The 26,714-nt window shown below is 67.8% G+C and carries 23 protein-coding genes and 1 pseudogene; 6 read left to right on the forward strand and 18 right to left on the reverse strand.

Going from position 1 to position 26,714, the window contains the following annotated elements:
• Positions 1-21: 21 nt before the first annotated feature.
• Positions 22-1,254 (forward strand): flavin-dependent oxidoreductase, encoded by a 1,233-nt coding sequence (locus V8Z74_RS03325; RefSeq protein WP_349707942.1) that lies wholly within the window; start codon positions 22-24, stop codon positions 1,252-1,254.
• A 48-nt stretch (positions 1,255-1,302) separates the two neighbouring features.
• On the opposite strand, the gene V8Z74_RS03330 is transcribed toward V8Z74_RS03325, so the two are convergent.
• Positions 1,303-3,684 carry a bifunctional diguanylate cyclase/phosphodiesterase gene (locus V8Z74_RS03330; protein WP_349707944.1) on the reverse strand — a complete coding sequence of 794 codons (2,382 nt, stop codon included), beginning with the start codon at positions 3,682-3,684 and terminating at the stop codon, positions 1,303-1,305.
• Between the two features lie 463 nt (positions 3,685-4,147).
• Here V8Z74_RS03330 and V8Z74_RS03335 point away from each other — a divergent pair, with 463 nt between their 5' ends.
• Positions 4,148-4,744 carry a DUF6630 family protein gene (locus V8Z74_RS03335; RefSeq protein WP_066469862.1) on the forward strand — a complete coding sequence of 199 codons (597 nt, stop codon included), beginning with the start codon at positions 4,148-4,150 and terminating at the stop codon, positions 4,742-4,744.
• A 62-nt stretch (positions 4,745-4,806) separates the two neighbouring features.
• Here V8Z74_RS03335 and V8Z74_RS03340 read toward each other — a convergent pair.
• The 6 genes and pseudogenes from V8Z74_RS03340 to V8Z74_RS03365 form a co-directional block, all read right to left on the reverse strand.
• Positions 4,807-5,809: pseudogene (locus tag V8Z74_RS03340) on the reverse strand (Bug family tripartite tricarboxylate transporter substrate binding protein).
• Between the two features lie 189 nt (positions 5,810-5,998).
• Positions 5,999-7,315, reverse strand: a complete 1,317-nt coding sequence (locus V8Z74_RS03345) for an MFS transporter (RefSeq protein ID WP_066469858.1) — start codon at positions 7,313-7,315, stop codon at positions 5,999-6,001.
• A 147-nt stretch (positions 7,316-7,462) separates the two neighbouring features.
• Complete coding sequence (gene maiA / locus V8Z74_RS03350; protein ID WP_066469855.1) at positions 7,463-8,107, reverse strand: maleylacetoacetate isomerase; 645 nt, start codon at positions 8,105-8,107, stop codon at positions 7,463-7,465.
• Between the two features lie 10 nt (positions 8,108-8,117).
• Complete coding sequence (locus V8Z74_RS03355; RefSeq protein ID WP_066469853.1) at positions 8,118-8,825, reverse strand: fumarylacetoacetate hydrolase family protein; 708 nt, start codon at positions 8,823-8,825, stop codon at positions 8,118-8,120.
• Between the two features lie 32 nt (positions 8,826-8,857).
• A complete protein-coding gene (locus tag V8Z74_RS03360) occupies positions 8,858-9,985 on the reverse strand; it encodes a cupin domain-containing protein (RefSeq protein WP_066469851.1) in 1,128 nt (375 codons plus the stop codon).
• 43 nt (positions 9,986-10,028) lie between these two features.
• Positions 10,029-11,237 (reverse strand): 3-hydroxybenzoate 6-monooxygenase, encoded by a 1,209-nt coding sequence (locus V8Z74_RS03365; protein WP_349707947.1) that lies wholly within the window; start codon positions 11,235-11,237, stop codon positions 10,029-10,031.
• Between the two features lie 270 nt (positions 11,238-11,507).
• On the opposite strand from V8Z74_RS03365, the gene V8Z74_RS03370 reads away from it, so the two are divergent.
• Positions 11,508-12,053, forward strand: a complete 546-nt coding sequence (locus V8Z74_RS03370; protein ID WP_349707948.1) for a MarR family winged helix-turn-helix transcriptional regulator — start codon at positions 11,508-11,510, stop codon at positions 12,051-12,053.
• A 16-nt stretch (positions 12,054-12,069) separates the two neighbouring features.
• Complete coding sequence (locus V8Z74_RS03375; protein ID WP_349707949.1) at positions 12,070-12,966, forward strand: LysR family transcriptional regulator; 897 nt, start codon at positions 12,070-12,072, stop codon at positions 12,964-12,966.
• Between the two features lie 33 nt (positions 12,967-12,999).
• Here V8Z74_RS03375 and V8Z74_RS03380 read toward each other — a convergent pair whose 3' ends face one another.
• Together V8Z74_RS03380 and V8Z74_RS03385 are read right to left on the reverse strand one after the other, a co-directional pair.
• Entirely contained in the window at positions 13,000-13,557 is a 558-nt protein-coding gene (locus V8Z74_RS03380; RefSeq protein WP_349707950.1) for an energy transducer TonB, read from the reverse strand.
• Positions 13,558-13,588: 31 nt separating this feature from the next.
• Positions 13,589-14,647, reverse strand: coding sequence for an MBL fold metallo-hydrolase (locus V8Z74_RS03385; protein ID WP_349708167.1), 1,059 nt, complete (start codon positions 14,645-14,647; stop codon positions 13,589-13,591).
• A 171-nt stretch (positions 14,648-14,818) separates the two neighbouring features.
• On the opposite strand from V8Z74_RS03385, the gene V8Z74_RS03390 reads away from it, so the two are divergent.
• Entirely contained in the window at positions 14,819-15,148 is a 330-nt protein-coding gene (locus tag V8Z74_RS03390) for a tetratricopeptide repeat protein (protein WP_349707952.1), read from the forward strand.
• Between the two features lie 92 nt (positions 15,149-15,240).
• Here V8Z74_RS03390 and V8Z74_RS03395 read toward each other — a convergent pair whose 3' ends face one another.
• The 6 genes from V8Z74_RS03395 to V8Z74_RS03420 form a co-directional block, all read right to left on the reverse strand.
• Positions 15,241-16,860: an ABC-F family ATP-binding cassette domain-containing protein gene (locus V8Z74_RS03395; protein ID WP_349707954.1), complete on the reverse strand. Its 1,620-nt coding sequence runs from the start codon at positions 16,858-16,860 to the stop codon at positions 15,241-15,243.
• A gap of 282 nt (positions 16,861-17,142) precedes the next feature.
• Positions 17,143-18,786 (reverse strand): DHA2 family efflux MFS transporter permease subunit, encoded by a 1,644-nt coding sequence (locus tag V8Z74_RS03400; protein WP_349707956.1) that lies wholly within the window; start codon positions 18,784-18,786, stop codon positions 17,143-17,145.
• A gap of 30 nt (positions 18,787-18,816) precedes the next feature.
• Complete coding sequence (locus V8Z74_RS03405; RefSeq protein WP_349707957.1) at positions 18,817-20,154, reverse strand: HlyD family secretion protein; 1,338 nt, start codon at positions 20,152-20,154, stop codon at positions 18,817-18,819.
• A gap of 58 nt (positions 20,155-20,212) precedes the next feature.
• Complete coding sequence (locus V8Z74_RS03410) at positions 20,213-21,685, reverse strand: efflux transporter outer membrane subunit (protein ID WP_066469809.1); 1,473 nt, start codon at positions 21,683-21,685, stop codon at positions 20,213-20,215.
• An 83-nt stretch (positions 21,686-21,768) separates the two neighbouring features.
• A complete protein-coding gene (locus V8Z74_RS03415) occupies positions 21,769-22,311 on the reverse strand; it encodes a MarR family winged helix-turn-helix transcriptional regulator (protein ID WP_349707959.1) in 543 nt (180 codons plus the stop codon).
• Positions 22,312-22,563: 252 nt separating this feature from the next.
• The gene (locus V8Z74_RS03420; protein WP_349707960.1) at positions 22,564-23,034 is read right to left on the reverse strand and encodes a CopD family protein; all 471 of its coding nucleotides are present in this window, start codon (positions 23,032-23,034) and stop codon (positions 22,564-22,566) included.
• A 194-nt stretch (positions 23,035-23,228) separates the two neighbouring features.
• On the opposite strand from V8Z74_RS03420, the gene V8Z74_RS03425 reads away from it, so the two are divergent.
• A complete protein-coding gene (locus V8Z74_RS03425) occupies positions 23,229-23,462 on the forward strand; it encodes a hypothetical protein (RefSeq protein ID WP_349707961.1) in 234 nt (77 codons plus the stop codon).
• Positions 23,463-23,492: 30 nt separating this feature from the next.
• Here the strand turns inward: V8Z74_RS03425 and V8Z74_RS03430 are convergent, their stop codons facing one another.
• Genes V8Z74_RS03430 through V8Z74_RS03440 form a run of 3 tightly spaced genes read right to left on the reverse strand, consistent with a single transcriptional unit; the run spans position 23,493 to position 26,711 of the window.
• Positions 23,493-24,422, reverse strand: a complete 930-nt coding sequence (locus V8Z74_RS03430; RefSeq protein WP_349707962.1) for a dihydrodipicolinate synthase family protein — start codon at positions 24,420-24,422, stop codon at positions 23,493-23,495.
• Positions 24,423-24,430: 8 nt separating this feature from the next.
• On the reverse strand, positions 24,431-25,603 hold the full coding sequence (locus tag V8Z74_RS03435; RefSeq protein ID WP_349707964.1) for an L-rhamnonate dehydratase: 1,173 nt from the start codon (positions 25,601-25,603) through the stop codon (positions 24,431-24,433).
• Between the two features lie 58 nt (positions 25,604-25,661).
• Entirely contained in the window at positions 25,662-26,711 is a 1,050-nt protein-coding gene (locus V8Z74_RS03440) for a 4-hydroxythreonine-4-phosphate dehydrogenase PdxA (protein ID WP_349707965.1), read from the reverse strand.
• Positions 26,712-26,714 lie beyond the last annotated feature (3 nt).

The following is a 26,714-nucleotide window of genomic DNA, read 5'->3' on the forward strand; positions in this document are numbered from 1 at the left end:
GCGAGACGGAGGAAGACGGACATGAAAGTAGCAATCATCGGCGGCGGCATCGGCGGCCTGAGTCTGGCGCTGGCCCTGCATCAGCGCGGCATTGCCTGCGAGGTCTTCGAAGGCGTGCCGGAAGTGCGGGAGGTAGGTGTCGGCATCACGCTGCTGCCGCATGCGATGAAGGAGCTCAGCGACCTGGGCGTGCAGCCCGCGCTGGAGGCGCTGGCGATCGAGAACCTGGAGAGCGTGTTCTTCAACCGCCACGGCCAGTATGTGTACCGCGAACCGCGCGGGCGCCATGCGGGCTACAGCCTGCCCGAGCTCGGCATCCACCGCGGCAAGCTGCACCGCGTGCTGTACGAGGCGGCCGTCGAGCGCCTGGGGGCCGCTGCCGTGCATGTGAACCATCGCTGCGAGCGTGTGGAATCCTCGGACAGCGGAGTGACCGTGCATTTCTGTGCCCAGGCCGATGGGTACCGCCCAGCCGCTGCGCAGGCCGATATCGCCATCGGCTGCGACGGCGTCAATTCCACGGTGCGGCGCCAGTTCTATCCGCATGAGAAGCCCGCATTCGGCGGCATCAATACCTGGCGCGGCGTCTCGCGCTTCCGGCCCATCCTGAGCGGCAAGAGCTATATCCGCATAGGTACCGTGGAAACGGGCAAGATGGTCATCTACCCGATAGCGGACGACATCGATGGCCAGGGCACCCAGCTCGTCAACTGGGTGGCCGAGATCCGCGATCCCGCGATGCAGATGAACGACTGGAACAAGACCGGCGATGCCGCCACGGTTGCGGCACTGTTCCAGGACTGGAGGTTCGACTGGCTGGACGTGCCGGCGCTGATCGCGGCGGCCGAGACCGTTTTCGAGTACCCGATGGTGGACAAGGACCCGGTGCCGCGCTGGAGCTTCGGGCGCATCAGCCTGCTGGGGGATGCGGCCCATCCCATGTATCCGCGCGGCTCCAACGGTTCGGCCCAGGCCATGCGCGATGCGCGGGCGCTGGCCGATATCCTGGCAGCCCACCCGGAGGGCGACCCTGAGGCGCTGCTGCAGCAGTACGAGGCGCAGCGCCTGCCGGCTACCTCCAAGATCGTGCTGACCAACCGTTCCACGCCGCCGGACTACATCATCATGAAGGCCGACGAGCTCAGCGGCGGCCAGCCTTTCACGCATATCGACGACCTGATCAGCCAGGAAGAGCTGCGCGCCATCGCCCGCAACTACGAGCAGGTGGCGGGGTTCGCCAACCCGGTGCGCTGACCGGCATTTCCCGCCCGAGGAGCGGGGAGGAGCGCTCCTGCCTGGCGGTCAGCCCGGCGCGCGCGTGAGGTGCTGGAACATCTGTATGGACTGGGGGCGGCCCAGCAGATAGCCCTGGGCCTGCTGGCAGGATTCGGCGCTGAGGAAAGCCAGTTCCTCCTCCGTTTCCACGCCTTCGGCCAGCACCGGCAGCTCCAGGCCACGGCCCAGTCCCAGCACGGCCCGCACGATGGTCGCGGCCTGCCTGTTGAGGTTGACGGACTTGATGAAGGATGCGTCGATCTTGATCTTGTCGAAGGGAAAGGCCCGCAGGTTGGACAGCGAGGAATAGCCGGTGCCGAAGTCGTCCATGGCGATGCGCACGCCCAGTTCCTTGAGCTGGCGCAGCATGACCAGCGCCCGGCCGGGATCGCGTATCAGCGCGGTTTCCGTGATCTCCAGTTCCAGGCGCCCGGGCGGCAGGCCCGTCTGCGCAAGTATGTCGCGGGTGGTCTGCACGAATTGCTGGCTGTGCAGCTGCGCGGCCGATACGTTCACGGCCACGCTCAGCGGCTGCTCCCAGCCTGCGGCCTCCCGGCAGGCTTCCCGCAGCACCCATTCCCCGATCTGCAGGATCAGGCCGCATTCCTCGGCAATGGGAATGAAGGTGGCCGGCGAGACGGAGCCCCGCTCCCGGTGGTTCCAGCGCAGCAGCGCCTCGAAGCCGACCACTTCCCGGTCGCTGGTGCGCGCCAGCGGCTGGTAGACCAGCGACAGCTCCTGCCGCGCGATCGCAAAGCGCAGATCGTGCTCGAGCCGGCGGCGGTCGCGCATCTGTTCGCCCATGACGGCCTCGAACAGACGGTAGGTGCCCCGGCCTTCGGCCTTGGCCCGGTACAGCGCCGTATCGGCGCAGCTCATCAGCGAGGTGCTGTCGTCGGCATCGCCGGGAAAGACGGCAATGCCGATGCTGGTGGAGATCATGGCGCTGGAGATGGAGGCCTGCAGATTCTCCTGCTTGAACGCATCGAGCAGATCCTGGGCAATGCGCTCGGCCTGCCTGGGATCGCCAAGCCCCGGGGCGATGACGGCGAACTCGTCGCCGCCCAGGCGCGCCATCAGCTGCCCGCGGCGCAGCACCTGCCGGGCGCAGCCGGCAACGGTCTGCAGCAGCTCGTCGCCGGCCGCATGGCCGAACAGGTCGTTGACTTCCTTGAACCGGTCGAGATCCAGGCACAGCACGGCCAGGTGCTTGCCCGCGAAACGGCCGTCGCTGCCATGCGCCAGCAGCAACTCTTCCAGTTTCTGGTTGAAGGTGTTGCGGTTGGCCAGCCCGGTCAGGGTGTCGTGGTGCGCCAGGTAGTGGATGTCGCGCTCGGCCTGCTTGCGGGCGCGCAGGTCGCGGATGGCCACGACGCGCTGCAGCTTCTGGGCATGGACGACCGGCCGGGAGATGACCTCCACCGCGATCGGGTCGCCGCCGTTGGCGGGGTGGAGCACGGTCTCGAAGGCCACGCAGGGCTTGTCCTCCAGCCAGCGCCGGGCCAGCTTGTCCGGAAGAATCAGGGAAAGCTGGCTGCCCACCAGCTGATCCGTGCTGCAGCCGATCAGCTCGGCCAGGCTGGCGTTGGCCGTGCTGATCACCTCGCCTTCGCAGACCAGCAGGCCTTCGAAGGCCACATTGGCCAGGCTGTTGAGCCGCTCCATCTCGCGCTTGGCCTGCCGGCGCTCGCGCAGGTCGAGCATGAAGCCGGCAAAGGTCAGCAGGAAGATCGTCAGGCAGGCGATCGTGACCAGGATGGCAAGCCAGTAGGTCGGAATCGCATGGGGCGATATGTCGACCGTGGGGTCGAGAATCAGCGCTGCCGCCGCCATGGCCGTGAAGTGGTGGCTGCAGATGGCAAGCGCCAGCAGCAGGGCGCCCGCGGCGATCGACCTGTAGGAGCGGCTGCGCAGCCCGGCCGGCAGAGCGACGGCGCCGAACAGCGCTCCCAGCGCGATCGAGGCCGCCACCAGCGGCGGATTCCAGATGATGCGGCCCGGTATCTCGAAGGCGGCCATGCCGGTGTAGTGCATGACGGCGATGCCGCCGCCGACCAGCGCGCCGCCCAGCCAGCGGCCATGGCGCAAGGAAGGCCTGGAGGCGACGGCAAAACTCATGGCGGTCAGCAGGATGGCGGCAATCAGCGAGACCAGGGTCAGCGCGATGTTGTAGCCGCTCTGGATGCCGGGCGAGTACGCCAGCATGGCGATGAAATGCGTGGCCCAGATGCCGAAGCCGGTGGCGGTACCGGCCACGCAAAGCCATGTCGAGCGCATGATGCCGTGCGATCTGGCGACATGGTGCAGCAGGTTGATGGCGGCAAAGGAGGCCATCGTGCAGATCACGGCCGCCAGGATGACGAGCCTCAGATCGTGCTCGTAAACAATGCAGTCATAAACAGTGAACATGGAAAAAGGCAAAGCCTGAGGCTTGAGGGAATGCGGCTTCTGGGAAGATGCTTGGGCGGCTGGCTATGCGCGCTGCGGGCGGTACGCCCGCAGGGCAATGGCTATGGAAGGAGAAGCGGTTGAAGGAAACACTCTGCAGGATGGCTGCGTCTTTGGGCAGGCAGCCATCATGAAGCAGTCCAAGTGTAAGCATTGGTAATATATTGATACATCTCAAGGCGCCCATGCCGGTGCTTGTGTGAACAAATGTCAGGATTGGCGCCCGGATCACGGTTTTGCCGGCTGCGGGGCCGCTTTTGCGCCCTGGCCGTGCGTCATGCCAGGGCCGCATTCGCCGTGCGCGCCATATGCCGTCCGTGACAAAAATGACAACCTGTCCGGCGGCAAACTGGCACGCTGGGGGCCAGGGCCTGTCGTGGCCGGCCCGGATGCGCTGCATGGCGAGGACACAAGGAGAGTCGAAATGGGATGGACGCAATGGCTCAGGCGCCTGGCAGGCGCCGGTGCAGTCGGGGCCGCGGCGCCAGGTCCGGCGCCCGAGCCTCTGCGTATCGTGCGCAAGCAGGATTGGCAGAACCTGTGCGAGGCCATCATGCATGTGCTGGCGCCTGCCCAGACCGATGCACTGAGCGCCGAAGTGGTGCTGGCGCTCACGCACCCCGAGCTTTATTTCTCCCGCTTTGCCGACGAGCTGGAACAGCGCGGCATCGAGGAGCCGCGCGAGGTCACGCCCTGGCTGGCGCTCGTCGACGGACTGCAGCGCCGCGAACTCGGCGTGGAAATGGACTGGAAGCTGGGCATGAACGATCTGGTCTGGAACCTGTCGCGGCTGCGCATCAGCGAGGAGCGCCATGTGGACTACGACGCGCTGGATGTGGCGGAGATTTCCGGCTTCGATGCCCTGACCGAGGCTGCGGCCTGCCTCAAGCCGCAGGGGCTGGCGCTGGCCGTCTTCGACATCGACAGCGACAGCTACCCGCTGGTGCTGCTGCCCGTCGAGCAGATGGCCGCCATCGAGGAACTGGCGCGCCAGGTGGGCCACAAGGTCTCGGCGTTCTGACGACACGCGCCAGAAAGCCCTGCCGGAAAGCCGGGCAGGGCCTGGCGACGGCTGCAGGAAACTCAGTCCAGGCTGATATTGGCCTTCTGGATCAGCAGCTTGTACTGCTCGGACTTGGTCCTGGCGAACTGCTGCATCTCGGCCGCGCTCCAGCTCATGGGCTGGAAGGCAAACGTGGCGAACTTCTCGCGCACCTGCGGGTCCTGCAGCACGCTGACCACGTCGCCGTGGATCTTGTTGCGCAGCGCGGGATTCATGCCCTTGGGCGCGAGCAGGGAAACGAAGGAGTTCACATCCAGCTCGGCGGGGCCGCCGGCCTCGGCCACGGTGGGCACGTCGGGCATCTGGGCAATGCGCTTGGGCGCGGCCACTGCGATGTAGCGGATCTTGCCGGACTTGTAGATGCCCTGGCTCGACGGCAGGCTCGCAAAGCTCCAGGCCGGGTCGCCGTTGGCCACCGAGGTGAAGAGCTGGCTGACCTCGCGGTAGGGCACATGCGTCATCCTCGTACCTGTCAGATAGTCCAGCCATTCGCCGCCCAGGTGGCCGGGGCTGCCCACGCCCCAGGAGCCGTAGCTGACCTTGCCGGGTTCGGCCTTCGCCGCCTTGATCAGGTCGCCCATGTTCTTCCACGGCGAATTCGTGGGCACGGCCACGAAGAACGGCGTGAGGAACAGGGGGGGCCACCGGGTCGAAGTGGTCCAGCGGCACGAAGTTGCGCTTCTTGTAGAGATAGGGCAGGGCCGAGACATGCTCGCTGTCCAGCTGCAGCAGCGTGTAGCCGTCGGGCTTGGCGCGGCGCGCCGCTTCGATGGCCACGAAGCCGCCGCCGCCGGGCCGGTTGTCCACGGTCACGCTCTGCTTCCAGCGCGCGGCCAGTTTTTCGCCCACGATGCGCAGTACCGCATCCGGGCCGCTGCCCACGGCAAAGGCCGTGATGACGGTGACCGGATGGCTGGGGAAGCCGGCCGCCGGATCGTTCTGAGCCAGTGCCGGGCCGCCTAGCGAGAGCAGGGCGGCTGCCGCCAGCAGGGTGCGCCTTCCGGATGGAATGCCGGATTTGATAGCGGCTGGCGCAGAAAGGGTAAGGGTTTGGTCGTTTTTCACAGCTTGTCTCCTGGTTGAAAGTTTTTCGGTACTGCGGATGGGCCAAACGGCGACCTGCCGGTGTGGCGGGTCACCTGGGGGAAAAGACCTGGCATATGAAGGGGCTACGCCAGGGCTTGGCAAGAGGCGAGGGGTGTTTGTCGTGGCTCAGTCCTTGCGCTTTTGCATAAACAGCACGCACACCGAGGCAACCACTGCGGGCACGGCCACGATTTCGAACACGGTGGCGAGGCTCAGGCCCGCGGTCAGCATCCAGCCGCCGGCCATGGAGCCCAGGATGGAGCCGATGCGGCCCATGCCCAGTGCCCAGGCCACGCCTGTGGCGCGGTTGGCCGTGGGATAAAAGCCCGCTGCCAGCGCATTGCCGCCGACCTGGCCGCCCGAGGCGCAAAAGCCGGCCACGAAGACGGCCAGCACGAGCAGCGGCGTGGAGGAGCCGGCGGCATGGCCGATCAGCGCGATGAACACAGCGCCCACGATGTAGGCCAGCGACAGCACGCGCGCGGGGTTGAAGCGGTCCATGAAGCGGCCCAGCGCGATGGCGCCCACCGTGCCGCCCACCTGGAACATGGCGGTGACCAGTGAGGCATCCTGCAGGCTGCGGCCCGTGTTCTTGATCAGCGTGGGCAGCCAGCTCGACAGCAGGTAGATGATGAGCATGCACATGAAGAACATGGCCCACAGGATCACCGTGCCGCGGCGCAGCCTGGGATCGAACAGCTGCCGGACGGGCGAGCCGGGGGGCGCCTTGTCGGCAACCGTGTAGGTGGCGCCGCTCAGGTCGGCTGCAGGTGCGATGCGGCGCAGGATGCGGCCGATCTTCGCGGCGCCGTGGCCGCGCGCGACCATGTAGCGCACCGACTCCGGAAGCAGCCAGCCCAGCAGCGGCACCATGGCCAGCGGCACGATGCCGCCCACCAGCAGAACGCCGTGCCAGCCCCAGTGCGCCACGATATAGGCGGCCAGAATGCCGCCCAGAGCCGAGCCCAGCGTGAAGCCGCAGAACATGGTGGTCACCAGCACGCTGCGATGCCTGTCGGGCGCGTATTCGGAACTCAGGGTGATGGCATTGGGCATGGCGCCGCCCAGGCCCAGCCCGGTCAGGAAGCGCAGCACCAGCAGCGTCTGGAGGTCGGGCGACCAGGCCGATGCCAGCGAAGCCAGCCCGAAAAAGCCCACGCAGACCATCAGCGTGGTCTTGCGGCCTATGCGGTCGGCCACGGGGCCGAAGCACAGGGCGCCGATCATCAGGCCGAACATGCCGGCGCCGAACACGGGCGCCATATGGGCCGGATCCAGTGCCCACTGCCTGCCTATGGCCGGCGCGATGAAACCGATGGAGGCCGTGTCGAAGCCATCCACTGCAACAATCAGAAAGCACAGCAGCAACGTGACGATTTGCGTGCGCGAGAACCTGTGCCGGTTGATGAATTGCTGAACGTCGATCACGTTCGCTGCTGTCATGTCGTTATCTCCTTGCATCCTGCACCTGCTGCATTTCCGATAGCAGCTGGCGCAGGCAGCTGCTGCGCAAGAAGGGCATCTGGCTCTTGCCTTCCAGAAGCCATGGCTTGCGCTGCAGGTTCACCGCTTTCCCGGTGGTCGCGGTGCTTATCGGGCCGCGTCGGGCTGGGCCAGGGGCGCGGCCCGGGCAAAGGCCGGCAGGGCGGCGCAGGCCTGGTCCACGGCGCCGATCAGCGGCCATCGGGTCAGGTCCACGCCGAAGCGGCGCGCGCTTTCCACCTGGGGAACCAGGTAGACATCGGCCAGGGTCGGTGCGTTGCCCCAGCAGAAGTCGCCGCGTGCCTTGTCCTGGGCCAGCAGGGCTTCAATGGCATCGAAGCCTGCCGTGATCCAGGTGGCGCACCAGGCGTTGACGGCGGCCTCGTCGGCGCCGAACTGCCGGCGCAGGGTCTGCAGGATGCGGCGGTTGTTGATGGGATGCACATCGCAGCCCACGATGGCCGCCAGGGCGCGCACGTGGGCGCGGGCCTCGGGCTCTGCGGGTAGAAGGGCCGGCGTGGGGTGGCGTTCTTCCAGCCATTCGATGATGGCGGGCGACTGGATCAGCGTTTCGCCGCTGTCCAGCGTGAGGGCCGGCACCAGGCCTTGCGGGTTCACGGCCTTGTATGGCGCCTCGGCCTGCTCGTCCACGCGCAGGTCCACGGGGACATACTCGGGCGTGAGGCCCTTGAGGTTGAGCGCAATGCGCAACCGGTGCGAGGTGCCGCTGCGGAAAAAGCTGTAGAGCTTCATGGCCTGCCTCCTATTCCGGCTGACCCACGGTCAATGCGATTTCGCCCACGCCTTCCACGCGGCCCGTGATCTTATCGCCGGGCTGCACGGCGCCCACGCCTTCGGGCGTGCCGGTGTAGATCAGGTCGCCGGGCTGCAGGTGATAGAACAGGGACAGGTCGGCAATGATCTCGCGGATGTTCCAGATCAGCTTGTCCACGTCGGACTGCTGCTTGATTTCGCCGTTGACCGACAGCTCGATCGCGCCGGATTCGATGACCTTGCCGGGCATGGGGACCACTTCCGTGGCGATGGAGGACTGCTCCACGTCCTTGCCCAGGTCCCAGGGGCGGCCCTTGTCGCGCGCCACCAGTTGCAGGTCGCGGCGCGTCATGTCCAGGCCGCAGGCGTAGCCATAGATGTATTCGTGCGCCTGCTCGGCCGGAATGCGAAAGCCCGGCTTGCCGATGGCCACGACCAGTTCCATCTCGAAGTGGTAGTTCTTCGTTTCGGGCGGGTAGGCCACGGTGGCGCCCGATGGCGTCAGCGTCTGCGGCGCCTTGGTGAAGTAGAAGGGGCGTTCCACGCTCTTGTCCACGGGGCGGCCCATTTCCACGGCATGGGCGTGGTAGTTGCGGCCCACGAAGAACAGGCGGTTGACGGGCAGGCGCTGCTCGCTGCCGCGCACGGGCAGGGATGGGACGGGGGCGGGGGCCCAGAGGTAGTTGGCTTGGGTCATGGAGAAATTCCTTTCAGGTAAGAGTGAGCCGTTCAACCGAGTTGGGAGCGGTAGGCGTGTACGGCTTCGAAGATGGGCGTATCCGCAAAACGGAACAGGTCCAGCTGCGGCTGGCCGGCATCGCAGCTGGCGGCGAAGCTCTGCCACGAAGGCACGACGAACATGTCGCCGCGGCGCACCTGCCATTGCTTCTCGCCCACGGCGACCGTGCCCTGGCCGTCGAAGACCTGGAACACGGCAGAGCCCACTTCGCGCTTGGGCCGGGTGCTGGCGCCGCTTTTCACGCGGTGCATCTCGCAGCGGATGGTGGGCAGCACGTCTCGGCCGTTCGTGGGATTGGTGTAGCGCACGGCGGCGTGGCCGGGGCTCAGGGTGGCGGGATAGCCTTCGGCTTCCAGCGCCAGCTGCTCGTTCAGTGCCCTGTCCGTATCCACCCAGCGGTAGGCCAGCAGCGGGGTGACCGGGGCCTCTTCAAGGTGGGCCACCGGGCGCAGGCCGGGATGGGCCCACAGGCGTTCGGAGCGCGAATGCCGGGGTGTGGCGCGCTCGTGCGGGTCCAGGTGCAGGCGTCCGTGCTCGAAGAACTGCGACTCGCCGTAGTAGGCAAACGGAATGTCCAGGCCGTCGATCCAGGCCATGGGCTCGCTGGCCGCGTTGTGGTGGGCATGCCAGTTCCAGCCGCCCTGGGGCAGGAAGTCGCCGCGCGACATGCGCACCGAGTCGCCGTTGACCACGGTCCACACCCCTTCGCCTTCGACCACGAAGCGGAAGGCGTGCTGGGTGTGGCGGTGCTCGGGAGCATCCTCGCCGGGCATCAGGTACTGGATGGCGGCCCACAGCGTGGGCGTGGCAAACGGACGGCCGCCCAGCGCCGGGTTGGCCAGCGCGATGGCGCGGCGCTCGCCCCCGCGGCCCACGGGCACGATGCGGCCGGCTTCGTCCGCCAGCTTGAGCAGGTGGTCCCAGCGCCACAGGTGGGCGGCGGCCTTGCTGCTGGGATGGGCGGGCATGAGGTCGCCGATCTGCGTCCACAGCGGCACCAGCATTTCCTGCTCGAAGCCGCGATACAGCTGTTCCAGCGCCGGCGTGGGCTCGGGCTGGCCGGGCGCGGCCACGGCTGAAAGTTTGACGGGAGAGGGGATGGCTTCGGTCATGCTCATTTCGGTTTCTTTCTTGTCTGTTCCTGCGTGGGGGCCGCTTCTCTCAGTCTTCGGCCAGGCACTTGTCGACCTTCCAGCCGTAGAGCCATTCCATGGCGTCGTAGAAGCGCTCGGGCGTGCGGCCCTTCCACAGGTCGTTGCGCACCAGGCGCTCCACGCCCTTGGCGTGGAAGATGCGGCCCATCTCGCGCGCCGACAGCACCACGCGCGCCGTGCGGGCGATGCGCGAGCGCTCATACAGCTGCAGGGCCCGGGGCCAGTCGTGATCGCAGCGCTTGAGGGCCTCGCCCAGCGTCACGGCGTCTTCGAGCGCCATGCAGGCGCCCTGGGCGATGTACTGCAGCGTGGGGTGGGCGGCATCGCCCAGCAGCGTGGCGCGGCCGAAGCTCCACTGGCCTATGGGGTCGCGGTCGGCCGTGGCCCAGCGCTTCCAGCTCTTGGGCATGTCGATGAGCTGGTGGGCACGCGGGCAGCAGTCGCGGTAGTAGCTCTGCACCTCTTCGCGGCTGCCTTCGCGCACGCCCCATTCCTCCTGCTCGCGGCTGTGGAAGGTGACGACCACGTTGTACTGCTCGCCGCCGCGCAGCGGGTAGTGCACGAGGTGGTAGTTGGGGCCGACCCAGATGCTGGCCGCATTCCAGCGCAGGTCCTCGGGGAAGTCGTTCTTCTCGACCACGGCGCGGTAGACCACATGGCCCGAGACGCGGGCCGGATCGCCCACATATTGCTGGCGCACCACGGATTTCACGCCGTCGGCGCCGATCAGGGCCTGGCCCCGATGGGCCCTGCCATGCTGGTCGTAAACCGTGACGGTCTCGCCGTCCTGCTCCACGCGCGCGATGCGCGTGCCGGTCAGGGTCTCGATATTGCCCAGGGCCCGGGCGCCTTCGAGCAGCGAGGTGTGGATGTCTGCGCGGTGGATGACCGCATAGGGATTGCCGAAGCGTTCACGGAAGGCCTGGCCCGTGGGGATGCGGCCCACCAGGCGCTCGTCCAGCGCATCGTGCATGACCATCTCGTCGGTATAGACGGCGCGGCCCCGGGCCAGTTCGCCGATGCCCAGCGCGTCGAAGGCTGCAAACGCATTGGGCCCGAGCTGGATGCCGGCGCCGATCTCGCCCAGCTGCGGTGCCTGCTCCAGCACCTTGACGGCATAGCCCTGGCGGGCGAGGGACAGGGCGGCCGCCACGCCGCCGATGCCGCCGCCGGCGATCAGAACGGGAAGAGTCGAGGAACGGGGGCTGGTGGTCATACAGGTCACTTTCTCGGGGCGCTCTCGGAGCCTATGGCGGAGGCTGCCTAGCGCGGTCTGCCGCCAGCCGCCTTGTCCGAAAGCAAATAAACAGTGTGCTGACGATCAGTGTAGTGTTTGTTTAAGTTCAAAATTTATCGGGTAAACCCTAGGTGTCGGGTTTTCTCTGCAAGCCCGTCCGGACGTGAGAACATCGCTGGGCTGCCGCTCCTGGCCGCGGCCGGCCGCAAGCCGGCGCCGGCAGGGCGGCCAGGGACCACTCGGAAAAACATGCAATACCAACCCGCAGAACTGGAAAACTATCCCGGCTACCACATCCGGCGCCTGCAGCAGATTGCTGTGGCCGTGTTCATGGAGGAGGTGGAGGCCTTCGGCGTCACGCCCGTGCAGTACGCTTCCTTGTCGGCCGTGCTGCGCCAGCCCGGCATAGACCAGCGCACGCTGGCCCGCTCCATCGGCTTCGACACCTCGACCATCGGCAGCGTGATCGACCGGCTGGAAGCGCGTGGCCTGATGGTGCGCAACGCCAGCCCGGCAGACCGCCGCGTGCGCCTGCTCACGCTCACCGATGCGGGCCGCCAGCTGCTGCAGGAAGCCGAGCCGGCGGTGCTGCGCGCCCAGCGCCGCATGCTCGATCCCCTGCCTGACGACAAGCGGGCCCAGTTCATGGAAATGATTTCGCTGTTGATCCACGAGAACGACGAATTCGCCCGCGCGCCCAGCGCCGTGGCCGAGCGCAGCGCGGAGCGCAAGCGCACGGCCGCCGTGAAGGCCGTCAAGGCGCTGGCCGGCAGGAACAAGGCCGCGGCCGAATAGGCCTGCAGGCAGGGCCATGGACTGGGACCATCTGCGCTTCTTCGGCGAACTGGCGCGCAACGGCAGCATGGCCGCGGCCGCCCGGCGCCTGGGCGTGGAGCACACCACGGTGTCGCGCCGCGTGCAGGCACTGGAAAAACAGCTGGGCGCGGTGCTGTTCGAGCGCGATGGCAGCCAGTGGCGCCTGACCGAGGCCGGTCGCCAGCTGCTGACGGTGTTCGATGCCATGCAAAGCGCGGTGGACGGGCTGGAGCGCAGCCCGCTGGCCCAGGCTGCGGCCAGCGACGGCCCGGCCGGCCTGGTGCGCGTGGGGGCGACCGAAGGCTTCGGCACCCAGCTGCTGGCGCCGGAGCTGGCACGGCTCACGCGGCGCTACCCGCTGCTCAGCATCGACCTGCTGGCCCTGCCGCGCCTGCTGCACCTGTCGCGGCGCGAGGCCGATATCGTGATCTCGCTGGAGCGCCCCAAGCGCGGCACCGTGGTCGTCACCAAGCTGGCCGACTACCGGCTCTACCTCTACGGCCAGCGCGAATACCTGGCGCGGCATCCGCTGGTGGCGCGCACGGAGGACCTGCGCCACCACAGCTTCGTGCATTACGTGGACGACCTGCTGTTCACGCGCGAGCTGCAGCTGCTCGACACGCTGTACCGGCCCGAGCGCTTTGCGCTGCGCAGCACCAGCATCACCGCCCAGTACGAAGCCGTGCGCGCGGGCGCGGGACTGGCCGTGCTGCCGGCCTTTCTGGCCGACAGGGACCCGGTGCTCAGCCGCGTGCTGCCCGAGCAGGCCTGCTTTACCCGCACCTTCTGGATGAGCATGCCCGTGGAGTCGCGCCAGATTCCGCGCATCGCGGCGACCTGGGCATTTCTGCGCGATGCCGTGCACGGCATGCGTGCGCAGCTGTGCCCTTGAAGGGCGGCGTCCCTCCAGGGGGTATCCGGTGTTTCAGTTTTGATAGCTGCCGGCGCTTGGTGCATCAGCGCTTGCGCCTGTTTTGGCTGGAAATACCAGATCATAGGGCTGCTCGAAGCAGGCCGTGACCGGCCGTCCCTGGCGCATGCCGGGCCTGAACTTCCAGCGCTGGAGCGACTGCATGATGGCCGTCACGATGCGCGGGTCGGTATCGGCAGGCAGATAGGCCAGCCGTCCCAGCTTGCCCTGGGGCGTGACCTCCAGCCGGAAGACCACATGCGTGCGCAGGCCGTCGGGAAACCAGCTGGCGTGAATGACCGGCGGCCGGCGGTAGCGGGCCTGCGGACCCACGTCCATCTGGCTTGCGGGCGTGCAATCTTCATGAAGCCAGGCCGGCCACCGGGAAGGTGCGGCGCGCGATGATGGCGCGGATGCCGCAGCCGCGGCAGGCTCGCTTGCGGCTGCAGGCTGCGGTGCCGCAGCGGAGCCGGCCGAGCCGCTGACCGGCGGCGTGGTACAGGCGGCAAGCAGCAGTGCGCCCAGTACTGCGGCGCAGGCCGCGGCAGGGCGTGGAAAACGCGAAATGTGCATTGCGGCATTCTCGGCCATGCCGCTGCTGTCCTCAGGATTGCGCGTGGCGCATGGGCTGCGTCGCGTTGCCGGCCTGCACACAGGCGCGCCACCAGGGCGTGCCCGCATGGGGGGCATCGAGGTCCAGGCGTTCGCCCATCATGGGCGTGGCGATGGCAATGCCGTGCTGGCGGCCCAGGCCCAGGATCTGCTCGAACGGGTCCCACCAGGCATGCATGGCCAGGTTGAAGGTTCCGTTGTGTATGGGCAGCAGCCACCGGCCGCCCAGGTCCTGGTGGGCCTGAATGGTCTGGGCCGGGTGCATGTGCACATAGGGCCAGTGCGGATCGTAGGCGCCGGTCTCCATGAGCGTGAGGTCGAAAGGGCCGAAGCGCCGGCCGATTTCGGCAAAGCCGTCGAAATAGCCGCCGTCGCCGCTGAAGAACACGCGCAGCGGCCGCTCGCCCTGCAGGTCCTCGATCACCCACGAGGCCCACAGCGTGCGGTTGCCGTCGCGCAGGCCGCGGCCCGAGAAATGCTGGGCCGGTGTGGCCGTGAAGCGCAGTCCGTCCACTTCGCTGCCCTGCCACCAGTCGTGCTGCACGATCCTGTCGGCTGGCACCCCCCAGGCCGCCAGCCGGTCGCCCACGCCCAGCGTGCACAGAAAGATGCCCACCTTGGGCGCCAGCGCACGGATGGTGGCGCGGTCCAGGTGGTCGTAATGGTCGTGCGAGAGCAGCACGCCGCGCAGCGGCGGCAGTTCATCCAGTGCAATGGGCGGCGCATGAAAGCGCTTGGGGCCCGCAAACGGCAGCGGCGAGGCGCGCTCCGAGAATACCGGGTCCGTCAGCCACCAGCCGCCGCGCAGCTTCATCAGCAGGGTGGAATGGCCCAGGCGGTACAGGCTGCGTTCGGGCGCGGCCTCCAGCGCGGCAGCGTTCAGCGGCAGCACGGGCAGTGCCTGGCCTGGCTCGGTATCGGGCGGCTTGTTGAAGAAGAAGTTCCAGAGCGTCCTGGCATCGGGCGCGGGGCTGTTGGCTGGACGCGGATGGGTGTTGCGAAAGCGCCCGCCCGCAAACTGGGGCGAGTCCGCGTAGTCGGCAATAGGCATGGAGAGGCTGGGCTTCTTGAACAAGGTCGGGCGCCGTGATGGGGTCATTGTGCACAGTTTGGGGCTGCAGGCGCGGCTGCAAGAGTCCCTGTGCAAGAGGCCGTATTGCAAGGGCGGCCATTGCGGCGGCTGCATGGAATGAGACACTGGCTGCATCAGGAGCAAGCGCATATGAATCCCATGGTCCGCAATCTGGAAAATCTGCTGGCTGCCGGCAAGGACAGCGCGCTGCTGCGCTGCACGCTGGGCAAGGCCTATGCCGACGACGGACAGGCCGAGGTGGCCCGCGCCCACCTGCAGCAGGCGACGGCGCTGGACCCCGCCTATTCGGTGGCCTGGAAGCTGCTGGGCAAGGCCGAGCTCGCGCTGGGCGACACCGCGGCCGCGCGCCGGGCATGGCAGCAGGGCCTGGCCTGCGCCCAGGCCAGGGGCGATGCCCAGGTGGTCAAGGAGCTGCAGGTCTTCTTGCGGCGCCTGGACAAGCAGGCCGGCATGGCATGAGATTGCCCATCTCTATCAAAAAATGAGCGCCTGGCGCAAGTACAGCAAGCGCTGAAGGCCGATTTCATCCCTGTTCTGGCGGGCAGCCGGGTTCAGGCTTCGCGCAGCTGCCAGCCCTTGTCCGCCGCTTCCAGGCGGTGCGTGAGCTGCAGGCGCTGCAGCAGTTCCTCGTCATGCGAGACGAGGACCAGCGTTCCCCGGTATTGGCCCAGCATCTGTTCCAGCGCCTCGATCGAGGCCAGATCCAGATGGTTGTCGGGCTCGTCCAGCAACAGCAGTGCCGCCGGTTCATCGGCATAGAGCGTGCAGGCCAGGGCTGCCTTGAGGCGTTCGCCGCCGCTGAGCCTGGGGCTGGGCGTGGCCAGCTGCGGCGCCGACAGGCCCAGCTGCGCCAGGCGCATGCGCTGCTCGGCCTCGTCGGTGGCGGGGCTGGCGGCCTGCAGCAGTTCCAGCACGGTGCATTCGGGCCGCAGCAGCTGCAGGCGCTGGTCCAGGAACGCATGCGGTGCATGGCGCAGGCATTGGCCTTGCAGGGGCGGCAGCGTGCCCGCCAGTACCTGCAGCAGCGTGGATTTGCCGCAGCCGTTGGGCCCTGTCACGGCAATGCGTTGGCCGGCCTGCAGCCGCCAGTCGATGGGCGCCGGCTCTGTTGCCTGCAGATGCGGCAGCCGCACCTCTCGCAGTTCGGCCACGATGCGTGGCGTCTGGACCGCCTGCGAAGGCAGGTGCAGATGGATGGACGGCGGCGCGTCCATCTGCTGCCAGGCCTGCCGAACGTGCCGATCCAGTGCCTGCCGGGCCGCCGCATGCTGCTGTGCTAGCTTGCCGGCCGAGTCCTGCGCCCGCTGCTTTTGCCGGTCCAGCAGGATCCGGGCCTGGTTGGCCTGCTGGCCGGCCTTGTCGCCGCGCGCGCTTTTGCGCTGCTGGCGCTCCTGCTGCACGCGCATGGCATGTTCCTGGCGGGTGCGCTCGAGCTTGCGCTGCTCGAGCCGGGCCTGCGCGGCCTGCAGCGATTGCCGGCGCGCCTGCAGGTAGAAATCGTAGTTGCCGCCGTAGCTGTGCAGCCCGTGCGGGGTGAGCTCCACGATGCGTTCCATGCACCGCAGCAGCGCGCGGTCGTGGCTGATCAGCAGCAGTCCGCGCGGCCAGCGGGCAATGAATTGCGCGAGTGCCTGCCGGCCTGCCTGGTCCAGATGGTTGCCGGGTTCGTCGAGCAGGAGAAAGTCGGCATCGGCCAACTGGGCGCCGATCAGCGCCACGCGCATGGCCTGGCCGCAGCTGAGCTGGCTGGCCGGTGTCTCCGGCGGGAGCGGCGGCAGGCCATGCTGCTGCAGCGCGGCCTGCAGGCGCTCGCGCAGGTCCCAGCGCTCGGCCAGCAGCTCGAAGTCCTCGGCTGCGCAGCTGCCGTTTTCTATGTTGCGCAGCGCCTGCAGCGGGCCTTCGAGACCGGCCAGCCCGGCCACGGTCTGGCCCGGCCGGGGCAGCGCGGCCTGCTGCGCCACGAAGTGCAGCGTACCCAGGCGTTCGCAGCGGCCCGTGCTCGGGGTCAGCTCGCCCGCCAGGATTCGCGCCAGCACGCTTTTGCCTGCGCCGTTGCGGCCGACCAGGGCGGTGCGCGTGGCGCCAAAACTATCGGAAAGCCCGGTAAAGAGCGCGCTGCCGTCGGGCAGCGCAAAGGAGACGCCATGCAGCGTCAAGCGAGGTTCTGTCATAGACCCGATCCATGAATGCCATACATCCCCTGTGCAACAGGGCGGAGGGAGGTGGCCGTCAAGCGACGGCGGCATTACAGGCGCATGGGAGTCGTACCTCGCAGGAGATCGGAAAGCGTGCCATTGTAGGCAATGCGGCCGGGGCTTGAAGCATGCATCCGGCGCTGGCGCATGGCCCGCGTGGGGACTCGCAAAAAATAGCTGCCGGCGCTGGTGGAATGGGCGCCGGCAGCTGTTTTTGTGCAAACCCCGAGTGAGCAGGCTACGGGGTGGTGCTGTGCGTCAGTGCGCGCCGGCCGCCTCGGCGCCTCCGCCGGCATGCGGGGCCGGGCGTTTGGTGAGCCAGATCAGCACGATCAGCACCAGGAACAGGATGGACGAGGCCAGGAAGATGTCGTCCGCGGCGCGCGTGTAGGCCTGCTGGTCGATCAGTCGGTTGATCTGGGCATAGGCCTGCTCGGCCGACATGCCGCGGGCCTGCAGCTGCTGCACGGTCTGCGCGAACGCGCCCTGGCCCTGCACCATGAGCTCGGCCAGGTGGGCATGGTGCATGGCCGCGCGGTTGTCCCACAGCGTGGTGGCGATGGAAGTGCCCATGGCGCCCGCCGTGATCCGCACGAAGTTGGACAGGCCCGCGGCGGCCGGAATGCGCTCGGGCGTGAGGCCGGACAGGGTGATCGTGGTCAGCGGGATGAAGAAGAAGGCCATGGCCGCGCCCTGGATCAGCGTGGGGATCAGGATGTGGCGGAAGTCCGTCTCGATCGTGAACTGCGAGCGCATCCACAGCACCAGCGCGAACACGATGAAGGCGCCCGTGGCCATCTTGCGCGGGTCCCAGCTGCCGACCTTGCGGCCTACCAGCGGCGTGAGCACGATGGCCAGAATGCCCACGGGCGCCAGCGCCATGCCGGCCGTGGTGGAGGTATAGCCCAGCCACTGCTGCAGCCACAGCGGCAGCAGCACCACGTTGCCGAAGAACAGGCCGTAGGCAATGGACAGCGCCACCGTGCCGGCCGCGAAGTTGCGCCGCATGAACAGGCGCAGCTCCACCACGGGGTGGGCATCGGTCAGCTCCCAGACCACGAAGACCGCAAAGCTGACGACGGCCAGAATCGCCAGGGTGATGATCTCGCCCGAGGCGAACCAGTCCAGCTCCTTGCCCTTGTCCAGCATGAGCTGCAGCGCACCGACCCATAGCACCAGCAGGGCCAGTCCCATGGAATCGATGGGCAGCTTGCGCGTCGGCGTTTCGCGGCTGCGGTAGATGCTCCAGGTCATCAGCGCCGACAGCAGGCCCACGGGCACGTTGATGTAGAAAATCCACGGCCACGAGATGTTGTCGGTGATCCAGCCGCCCAGCAGCGGCCCGACGACGGGCGCCACCAGCGTGGTCATGCCCCACAGCGACAGGGCCACGCCGGCCTTGGCCGGCGGGTAGCTGGACAGCAGCAGCGTCTGCGACAGCGGAATCATGGGTCCGGCGACCAGGCCCTGCAGCACGCGGAACAGCACCAGCAGCTCCAGCGAGGAAGCAAAGCCGCACAGCCAGGAGGTCAGCACGAACAGCAGCACGCTCATGGTGAACAGGCGCACGGCGCCAAAGCGCTGCGTGAGCCAGCCCGTGAGCGGCACGGAGATGGCATTGGCCACGCCGAAGCTGGTGATGACCCAGGTGCCCTGGCTGGGGCTCACGCCCACGTCGCCCGAGATGGCCGGAATGGCCACGTTGGCGATGGACGAGTCCAGCACGTTCATGAAGGTGGCCAGCGACAGGGCCAGCGTGCCCAGGGCCAGCTGGCCGCCCTTGAGCGGGGCGGGGCGCGGCGGCACGGCGGCCGGCGGCGATGGCGGCGGGGAAGGGGGCTGGCCGGCGCCGGAGCCGGCCATGCCGCCTTCGGCCGCGGTGGCAGAAGTGGAGGATGTCATGGCAAATCCGCAGTCTGGGAACGGCTTCGCTTACTTGGCCTGCTGGCCGGCGGCCGCAGGGGTGGCAGCCGGGGAGGCCGGGGGCGCGGTGACGGCGTCCAGTGTGGTCAGGGCCGGCACGGTCTCGCCGGCGATGATGCGCTGGATGCGGTCCTCGGCCTGGCTCAGCGTGCCGTCATACACCGTGGTCTGCGCCACGGGCGCGGTGCGCGGCGCATGGGCCAGGGCGCCGCCTTCCTGGTCGCGGATGTCCACCTTCACGTCCATGGACAGGCCCACGCGCAGCGGGTGCTTGGCCAAGGCTTCGGGCGAGAGGCTGATGCGCACGGGCACGCGCTGCACCACCTTGATCCAGTTGCCGGTGGCGTTCTGCGCGGGCAGCAGCGAGAAGGCCGCGCCGGTGCCGGCGCCCAGGCCCACGACCTTGCCTTCGTAGGTGGCCTTGTCGCCGTAGACGTCGGCCGTCAGCTCGGCCTTCTGGCCGATGCGCAGATTGGCCAGCTGGCTTTCCTTGAAGTTGGCATCGACCCATAGGTCATGCAAGTCCACCACGGTCATCAGGGGCGAGCCCGCGGCCACGCGCTGGCCCAGCTGCACGCCGCGCTTGGCCACATAACCGTCCACGGGCGAGACCAGGCGCGTGCGCTGCAGCGCCAGATAGGCTTCGCGCACCTTGGCGGCGGCGGCCATCACGGCCGGGAAGTCCTGTGCCGTCGTGCCCTTGGTCTGGGCTTCGGCGGCCGTCAGCTGGGCCTTGGCGGCACGCACCGCGGCTTCGGCGGCCACCACGGCATTGCCGGCCGCCGTGGCCACGGCCCTGGCATGGTCGAACTCTTCCTTGCCCACGGCGCCGGTGACGGTCAGCGGGCGGCGGCGTTCCACATCGTCGGCGGCCTTGGCGGCATCGGCCTTCAGGCGCAGCAGGTCGGCTTCGCGCTGGGCCACCTGGGCGGCCAGCGGCGCGTTGTTGGCATACAGGGTACGGGTCTGGCGCGCGGTCTGGGCCAGCTGCGACTCGGCCTGGGCCAGCGACACCAGGTAGTCGGCGGGGTCCAGCTGCACCAGCACCTGGCCGGCCTTGACGTAGTCGGTATCGTCGGCACCGATGCGGGTCACCGTGCCGCCCACCTGCGGCGTGATCTGCACCACGTTGCCGGCCACATAGGCGTTGTCGGTGCTCTGGTAATTGCGCGCCACCATCCAGTGCCAGCCGCCCCAGGCAATGGCGGCCACGGCCACGGCGGCGGCCACGATGGTCAGGCCCTTGCGGCGGCCGCTGGGGTTGGCGGTGGGAGAGGCTGCGGCAGGGGCCGTGGGTGCGGCAGGTGCGGCGGCAGGGGCGTTTTGAGGCTTGGTGTTGTCGGTCATGATTTTGGGCGCTCTGTTTTCGTCAATCTGGTGTGCAAACGCAAAAGGGGCTGCAGGCTTACTGGTCGCGGGCCTGCACGCTGGCGGTGTCGTCCTGCCAGCCGCCGCCCAGGGCGGCCATCAGCGCCACGCGCGTATCGAGCTCGCGCGCCTGCAGGTCCACGGCTAGGCGGCGCTGGTTGATCAGCTGGCTTTCGCTGTTGAGCACGGTGATCTGCGAACCCAGGCCTGCCCGGTAGCGCTGCACGGCAAAGTCGTAGCTGCGCTCGGCCTTGGCCAGCGAATCGGCCTGCAGCTTTTGCTGGCGCTCAAGCGACTGCACCGAGGCAATCGCGTCGCCCGCCTGCTTGACCGCATCGAGCACGGTGCCGTTGTATTGGGCGATGGCCGCATCCAGGTCGGCCTGCCTGCCGCGCAACTGGGCACGCAGGCGCTTGCCTTCGAAGATGGGCAGGCGCAGCGCGGGCGTGACGCCGAGCTGACGCGAGCTGCCCTTGAACAGGTTGTCGAAGCCCAGGGCCGACAGGCCGACAAAGGCCGTGAGGTTTACGTCCGGGTAGAAGTCGGCCCTGGCGCTGTCGATGCCGCGGCTCGCGGCTTCCACGCGCCAGCGGGCAGCCACCACGTCGGGGCGGCGGCCCAGCAGGTTGGCCCCCAGCGTGTCCGGCACCGCCTGCACGGACAGGGCCGAAAGGCGTGGTGCCAGCGCCTGCTGGGCGTCGGGTGCCTGGGCGCAGAGCACGGCGATGGTGCGGCGCGCCAGCGTGATCTGCTCGTCCAGCATCTCGATCTGCGTGCCGGCATCGGGTAGGCCGGCTTGGGCCTGGGTCAGTTCGACCTGGCTGTCCAGGCCCGCCTGGGTGCGCTGCTGGCTTAAGGCGAGCAGGGCCTGGCGCTGGGCCAGCGTGCGCTCGGCCACCTCGCGCTGGGCGATCAGCCGGGCCAGGGCGATGTAGCTGCGCGCCACCTGGGCCGCAAGCTGGTTGGCGGCCGCGGCGCTGTCGGCCCTGGCGGCGCGGGCCTGGCCCAGGGCGGCTTCGAGGTCGGCCGAGTGCTTGCCGAAGAAATCGGGCGACCAGGACAGGCCGGCCTGGAGATTGCTGCTGTTGTAGACATGGCCGGCCACGGGCGGCGGCACCAGGCCGTTGGCGCTGTAGCGCTGGCGCGTGGCGTCGGCACTCAGCGTGCCGTGGATGTCGGTGGCCGTGCTGCTGGCCGTGGCCAGCGCGGCAGCTTTCTCGAAGCGGGCATTGCTGGCCGCAAGGCTGGGGCTGCCCTGCAAGGCCTGCGCGATCAGCTGGTCCAGTTGCGGATCGCCCAGGCCTTTCCACCATTCGGGTGTGGCCAGGGCCAGAAGGTCGGTGGCGCTGCTGTCGCTGGCGCCGGCCTCTGCGGGCGCCAGGCCCAGGTCGCCGGCGCCGAGCTGGGCCAGCGGTGCATGGGCCGGTCCCTGCGAGGCGCAGCCGGCCAGGACCAGGGCGGCGCAAAGCGCTGCCGCCGCAGTGATGGAAGAGCGTTGAAAAATGGGCATGTCAGGTGCCTGCTGTCTAGTTATGTGAGGGTTTTTGGACGGAAAGGCGGTGATGGCCTGTGTTCAGGCGGCTGCGAGGCAGCTCATGTGCCGGGCGGCCCCTCGTCGGCGGGCGGCGGTGCGGCCAGCGTCTCGCGCAGGGTATCGCCGTTGACCAGCATGCGCTGCAGCATGGACAGTAGAAGCTCGCATTCCTGGTGGCTGAAGCCGGCCAGATGGCCGTTGAGAACCTTGGACAGGACCCTGGGCACTTCCACCGCCACGCGGCGGCCTTCCTCGGTCAGCACCAGGTGCACCACGCGGCGGTCGGTGGTGGAGCGCTCGCGGCGCAGCAGGCCCTTGGCTTCGATGCGGTCCAGCGCGCGCGTGACCGAGGCGGGATCCATGCCCAGGTCCTTGGCCAGCGTGGCATTGGTCGTGTTTTCCTGGCACAGCAGCAGCTTGTACAGCGGCAGCCACTGCACATAGGTCAGGCCCTGGTCGGCCAGCTGTGCATCGGCCGCCTGCAGGATGGAGCTGATGACGCGGCGCATGAGAAAGCCCACGCTCTGCTGGGGCGAGTATTCGCCGGCCTGGTAGAAGTGCGTGGATTCGTCTGCGTAATCGATGATGGTGCTGCGGCTCATGGTGCTTTTGCTATGGCAATAATTGTCTGGTCAATGATTGCGGAGGCAATTATTGACCAATTGCACAGCCATGGCTGCGGTGCGCGACAAAAATATTGCTGCGTGCAGGGTTCCTTCGGTGGATTGCTCTTGAAAATGTAGCCGCTAGCGCTTTATGGTTTTGGGGTGGAAGCCGATATGTCTTGAAATCCAGGCAGCAAAAAGCCCGGCTTTCTTGCGAAGGCCGGGCGGGTGCAGGACGGTGGCGGCGGTTTACAGCGGCAGGCGCAGCATCACCACGATCACCAGGCCCAGCGCCAGGTTGAAGCTCACCCACTGGCGGATGCCGACCAAGGCCTTGCCACCGGCCGGCCAGTCCCTGGCCTGCACGGCCTTGTCCAGGCGCTTGAACAGTGCGAAGCGGATATGGCCGAACACGGCCATCATCGCCAGACCCAGAACGCTCATGACGATCCAAGATGCCGGCATGGAGAACTTGGAGCCCGCCTGCGCGGCCATCGCATGGATGCTGCCTATCATCCCCACGCCCGAGGCCAGCACCACGACGACCAGCACCAGCACCATGGCAAAAAAGCGCTTGAGCACGCCGTGCATCAGCGTCACGCGCTCGGCAGGCTGCAGCTCCTGGGCGGCAGGGCGCAGAAAGAAGTGGGCGAAAAACATGCCGCCCACCCAGATGATGACGGCCAGCAGATGCAGGAGTTTGAACAAGAGAAAAAGCATGGGGAACAGGTAGTGGGAATGTAGGGACTGCCCAAGGCTACCGGAGTTTTGCGCCGGGCTGCTCCGTGGAGCTCTGCCATTGTTCCATGCATGGATGGCTTTGGCGGATTCCACGGGGCGCGTGGCGGCTACCGTGCCTGCCTGGACTGGCTGCCAGGTAGAGCAGGAGTGAGCCCATGCAGGATCGAGGCGCTGTGATCGCATTCAAACCCTCTTCGGGCCGCGTGGCCCTGCGCACTGGCGACGGCAGCTTTGTGCAGGCCGAGCAGACCGATGCAAGCGTGCTGCGCGAAGGGGCGAACCTGCATGGCAATATGCAGGTTGTCGGCCCCGAGACCTGGAGCGAGGAGGGCGAGCAGGCCCGCTACGAGGTTTTCGTGCTTGGCCGGGGCCTGTCGCAGCAAGCCGTGGAGATGGAAATGCGCTGATCCGCACAGGCGGCCGGATGTCCTGGCGTTTCAACGCCCCCAGCGCAGCACCAGCGGATCGAGCCGGCGCGCGATGTCCAGCAGCTGGCGGCGCACCTCGGGGTGCATGGGCGGCCAGGGGGCGCGCGGTGCGTCGCAGGCGATCACGCCGCCTGCCTTCATCAGCGCCTTGGCGGCCAGGAAGCCAGCCTGGCGGTTCTCGTGGTTGATGAGCGGCAGCCAGCGCTGGTACTCGGCAAAGGCCCGGTCCTTGTCGCCCGCGCGGTGCGCCTCGATGATGGGGCGGATGCCGTCGGCAAAGCCGCCGCCGGTCATCGCGCCGGTCGCGCCGGCCTCCAGGTCGGCCAGCAGGGTGATGGCTTCCTCGCCGTCCCACGGGCCTTCGATGGCCTCGCCGCCCAGCGCGATCAGCTCGCGCAGCTTGCCGGCCGCGCCGGCGGTTTCCATCTTGAAGTAGCTGACTTGCTCGATCTCCTTCGCCAGCCTGGCCAGGAAGGGCATGGACAGCGGCGTGCCGGCGGCCGGCGCGTCCTGGATCATGATGGGGATGGCTATCGCGTCGGACACGCCCTGGTAGAACGACTGGATGGCCGCCTCGCCGAAGCGGAAGGTGGCGCCGTGGTAGGGCGGCATCACCATCACCATGGCCGCGCCCATGTCCTGCGCGCGGCGGCTGCGCTCGGCGCAGACCTTGGTACTGGTGTGCGTAGTGGTCACGATCACCGGCACGCGGCCGGCCACGTGCTCCAGCGCCGTGCGGGTGAGGATCTCGCGCTCCTCGTCCGAGACCAGGAACTGCTCGGAGAAGTTGGCCAGGATGCACAGGCCGTCGACGCCCGAGTCGATCATGAAATCCAGGCAGCGCTTCTGGCTGGCCAGGTCCAGCGTGCCATCCTCGTGAAAGGTGGTGGGCACGACCGGGAAGATGCCGCGAAAGCGCGGGTTGGAGAGTCCAGGCATGGCGGGCCTCACTCGATGATGTTGAACTGGTCGAGGAACTCGGTCTTGAGCGTCAGGCCCAGGCCGGGAACGTTGTCGTCGAGCTGCAGGAAGCCGTTCTCGGCCACCGGCTCGCCGTCGAAGATGTAATAGAACAGCTCGTTGCCCACCTCGACGTCGAACATCGGGAAGTACTCGCTCATCGGCGAGGCCATGGAGCTCATGGTCAGGTGGTAGTTGTGCATCTGGCCGGCGTGCGGCACCACGGGCACGCTGTAGCTCTCGCACAGCGCGTTGATCTTGTGCGCCGCGGTGATGCCGCCGACGCGGTTGGTGTCGTACTGCACCACGCTGACGGCCTTGCGCTCCAGCAGCTGCTTGAAGCCGTAGAGGCTGAACTCGTGCTCGCCGCCCGAGATCGGGATGCTGGTGAGCTGGTTCAGCTCGGCATAGCCGTCGATGTCGTCGGCGATCACCGGCTCCTCGACCCAGCGTGGCTGGAACTTCTCCAGCTTGGGCAGCATGCGCTTGGCGTACTCCAGGTTCCAGCCCATGTAGCACTCGAGCATCAGGTCGTTGTCATAGCCGATCACCTCGCGCAGCGCCTCGACGGCCTTGAGGTTCTCCTTCACGCCCTGGGTGCCGTGCGCCGGGCCGTAGCCGAAGCGCGACTTGAACATGGTGAAGCCCTGGTCGAGGAATTTCTGCGCCTCGTCCTGCATCTCCCGGATGTCGGTGCGGTAGAGCTTGCTGTAGTAGCAGGGGATCTTTTCCTTGGTGCGGCCGCCCAGCAGCTTGAACACGGGCTTGTTCACGCTCTTGCCCAGGATGTCCCAGATCGCCAGGTCCACGGCCGAGATGGCGGCCATGGTCACGCCCTTGCGGCCCCAGGCGTGGGTGCTGCGGTACATGCGCTGCCACAGGTATTCGTAGTCCCACGGGTCCTGGCCGATGACCAGCGGCGCCAGGTACTCGTCGATGATTGCCTTGGCGATCTTGGGCGCCAGCGCCACGTTGCCCAGGCCGACGATGCCGTCGTCGGTCTCGATCTCCACCACCGTCCACGAGTGGAAGCGGAAGGTGCTCATGGTCTCGGTCTTGGAGTAGACGAGGTCCATGGCGTTGGAGCAGAAATTGCCCTGTGGCGGAACGGTCTTGCCCTTCCATTCGTAGACGCGGGCGCGGACGGACTTGATCTTCATAAAGACCTCGGTAGAAAAAAGTGAAAAGAGAGGCGGTCTGGGCCGCCCGGAAAATGGTTCAGGCGGCTGCGGCTGCCTGGCTGGTGAGATGGGCGCTACCCATGCGGCAGGCGATCAGCAGGGCCTGCCAGGTGGCTTCCACGCTGGCCTTGCCCTGGCCGGCGATGTCGTAGGCCGTGCCATGGGCCGGCGTGGTGATGGGAATCGGCAGGCCGCCCTGCACCGTGACGCCGCGCGAGAAGCCCAGCAGCTTGATGGCGATCTGGCCCTGGTCGTGGTACATGGTGACGATGGCCTGGTAATCGCCGGCCTGGGCCTTCAGAAAGATGGTGTCGGCCGGGAACGGGCCGTGGAAGGGGTCGGGCGTGGGCCATGGGCGCGCGCGCAGGGCCTGCACGGCGGGCTCGATGATGTCGATCTCCTCGCGGCCGCAGGTGCCGCCGTCGCCGTTGTGCGGATTGAAGCCGGCGATCGCCACCTTCGGGCTGGCGATGCCGCTGGCGCGCAGTGCGTGGTAGATCAGCTCGCCGGCCTGGGTGATGCGCTCCCGGCTCAGGTAGCGGGCCACGTCTTTGAGCGGCACATGCGAGGAGATGCGCGAGGTCCACAGATTGCCCAGCGTGTTGAATTCGCAGAAGTAACCGGTCACGCCCAGGTACTCGGCGAAGTGGTGCAGCTCGTCCTCATGGCGCAGGCCGCCCATCTTCATGGCCTGTTTGTTCAGCGGTGCAAAGCAGATGGCATCGATCTCGCCGGCCAGGGCGGCATCCATGCACCGGTTGAGCACCTGCAGCACCGAGCGGCCGCCGGCCGCGCCTACCTGGCCCTGCACCACGTCCGCCGGGGCGACGGTGTCGACGGCGACAAAGGCCGGCAGCCGCGTATCGCTGCGGCCGCGCACGGCAGCCAGATCGGCCAGGGGGGCGGTGGCCACCTGCACGCCTGCGATGCGCTGGCCCTGCTCCCACAGCCAGGGATCGCCGATGAGCACCAGATTGGCCTGCTGCACAGCCTCGGGCCTGGCCAGCAGGCGCGCGATCAGTTCGGAGCCGATGCCGGAAGGATCGCCCAGGGTCAGGGCGACAACGGGTGTGGTGGATGCAGCCATGGC

It is taken from the genome of Comamonas sp. w2-DMI (assembly GCF_040187735.1).
Taxonomy (GTDB): Bacteria; Pseudomonadota; Gammaproteobacteria; order Burkholderiales; family Burkholderiaceae_C; genus Comamonas; species Comamonas terrae.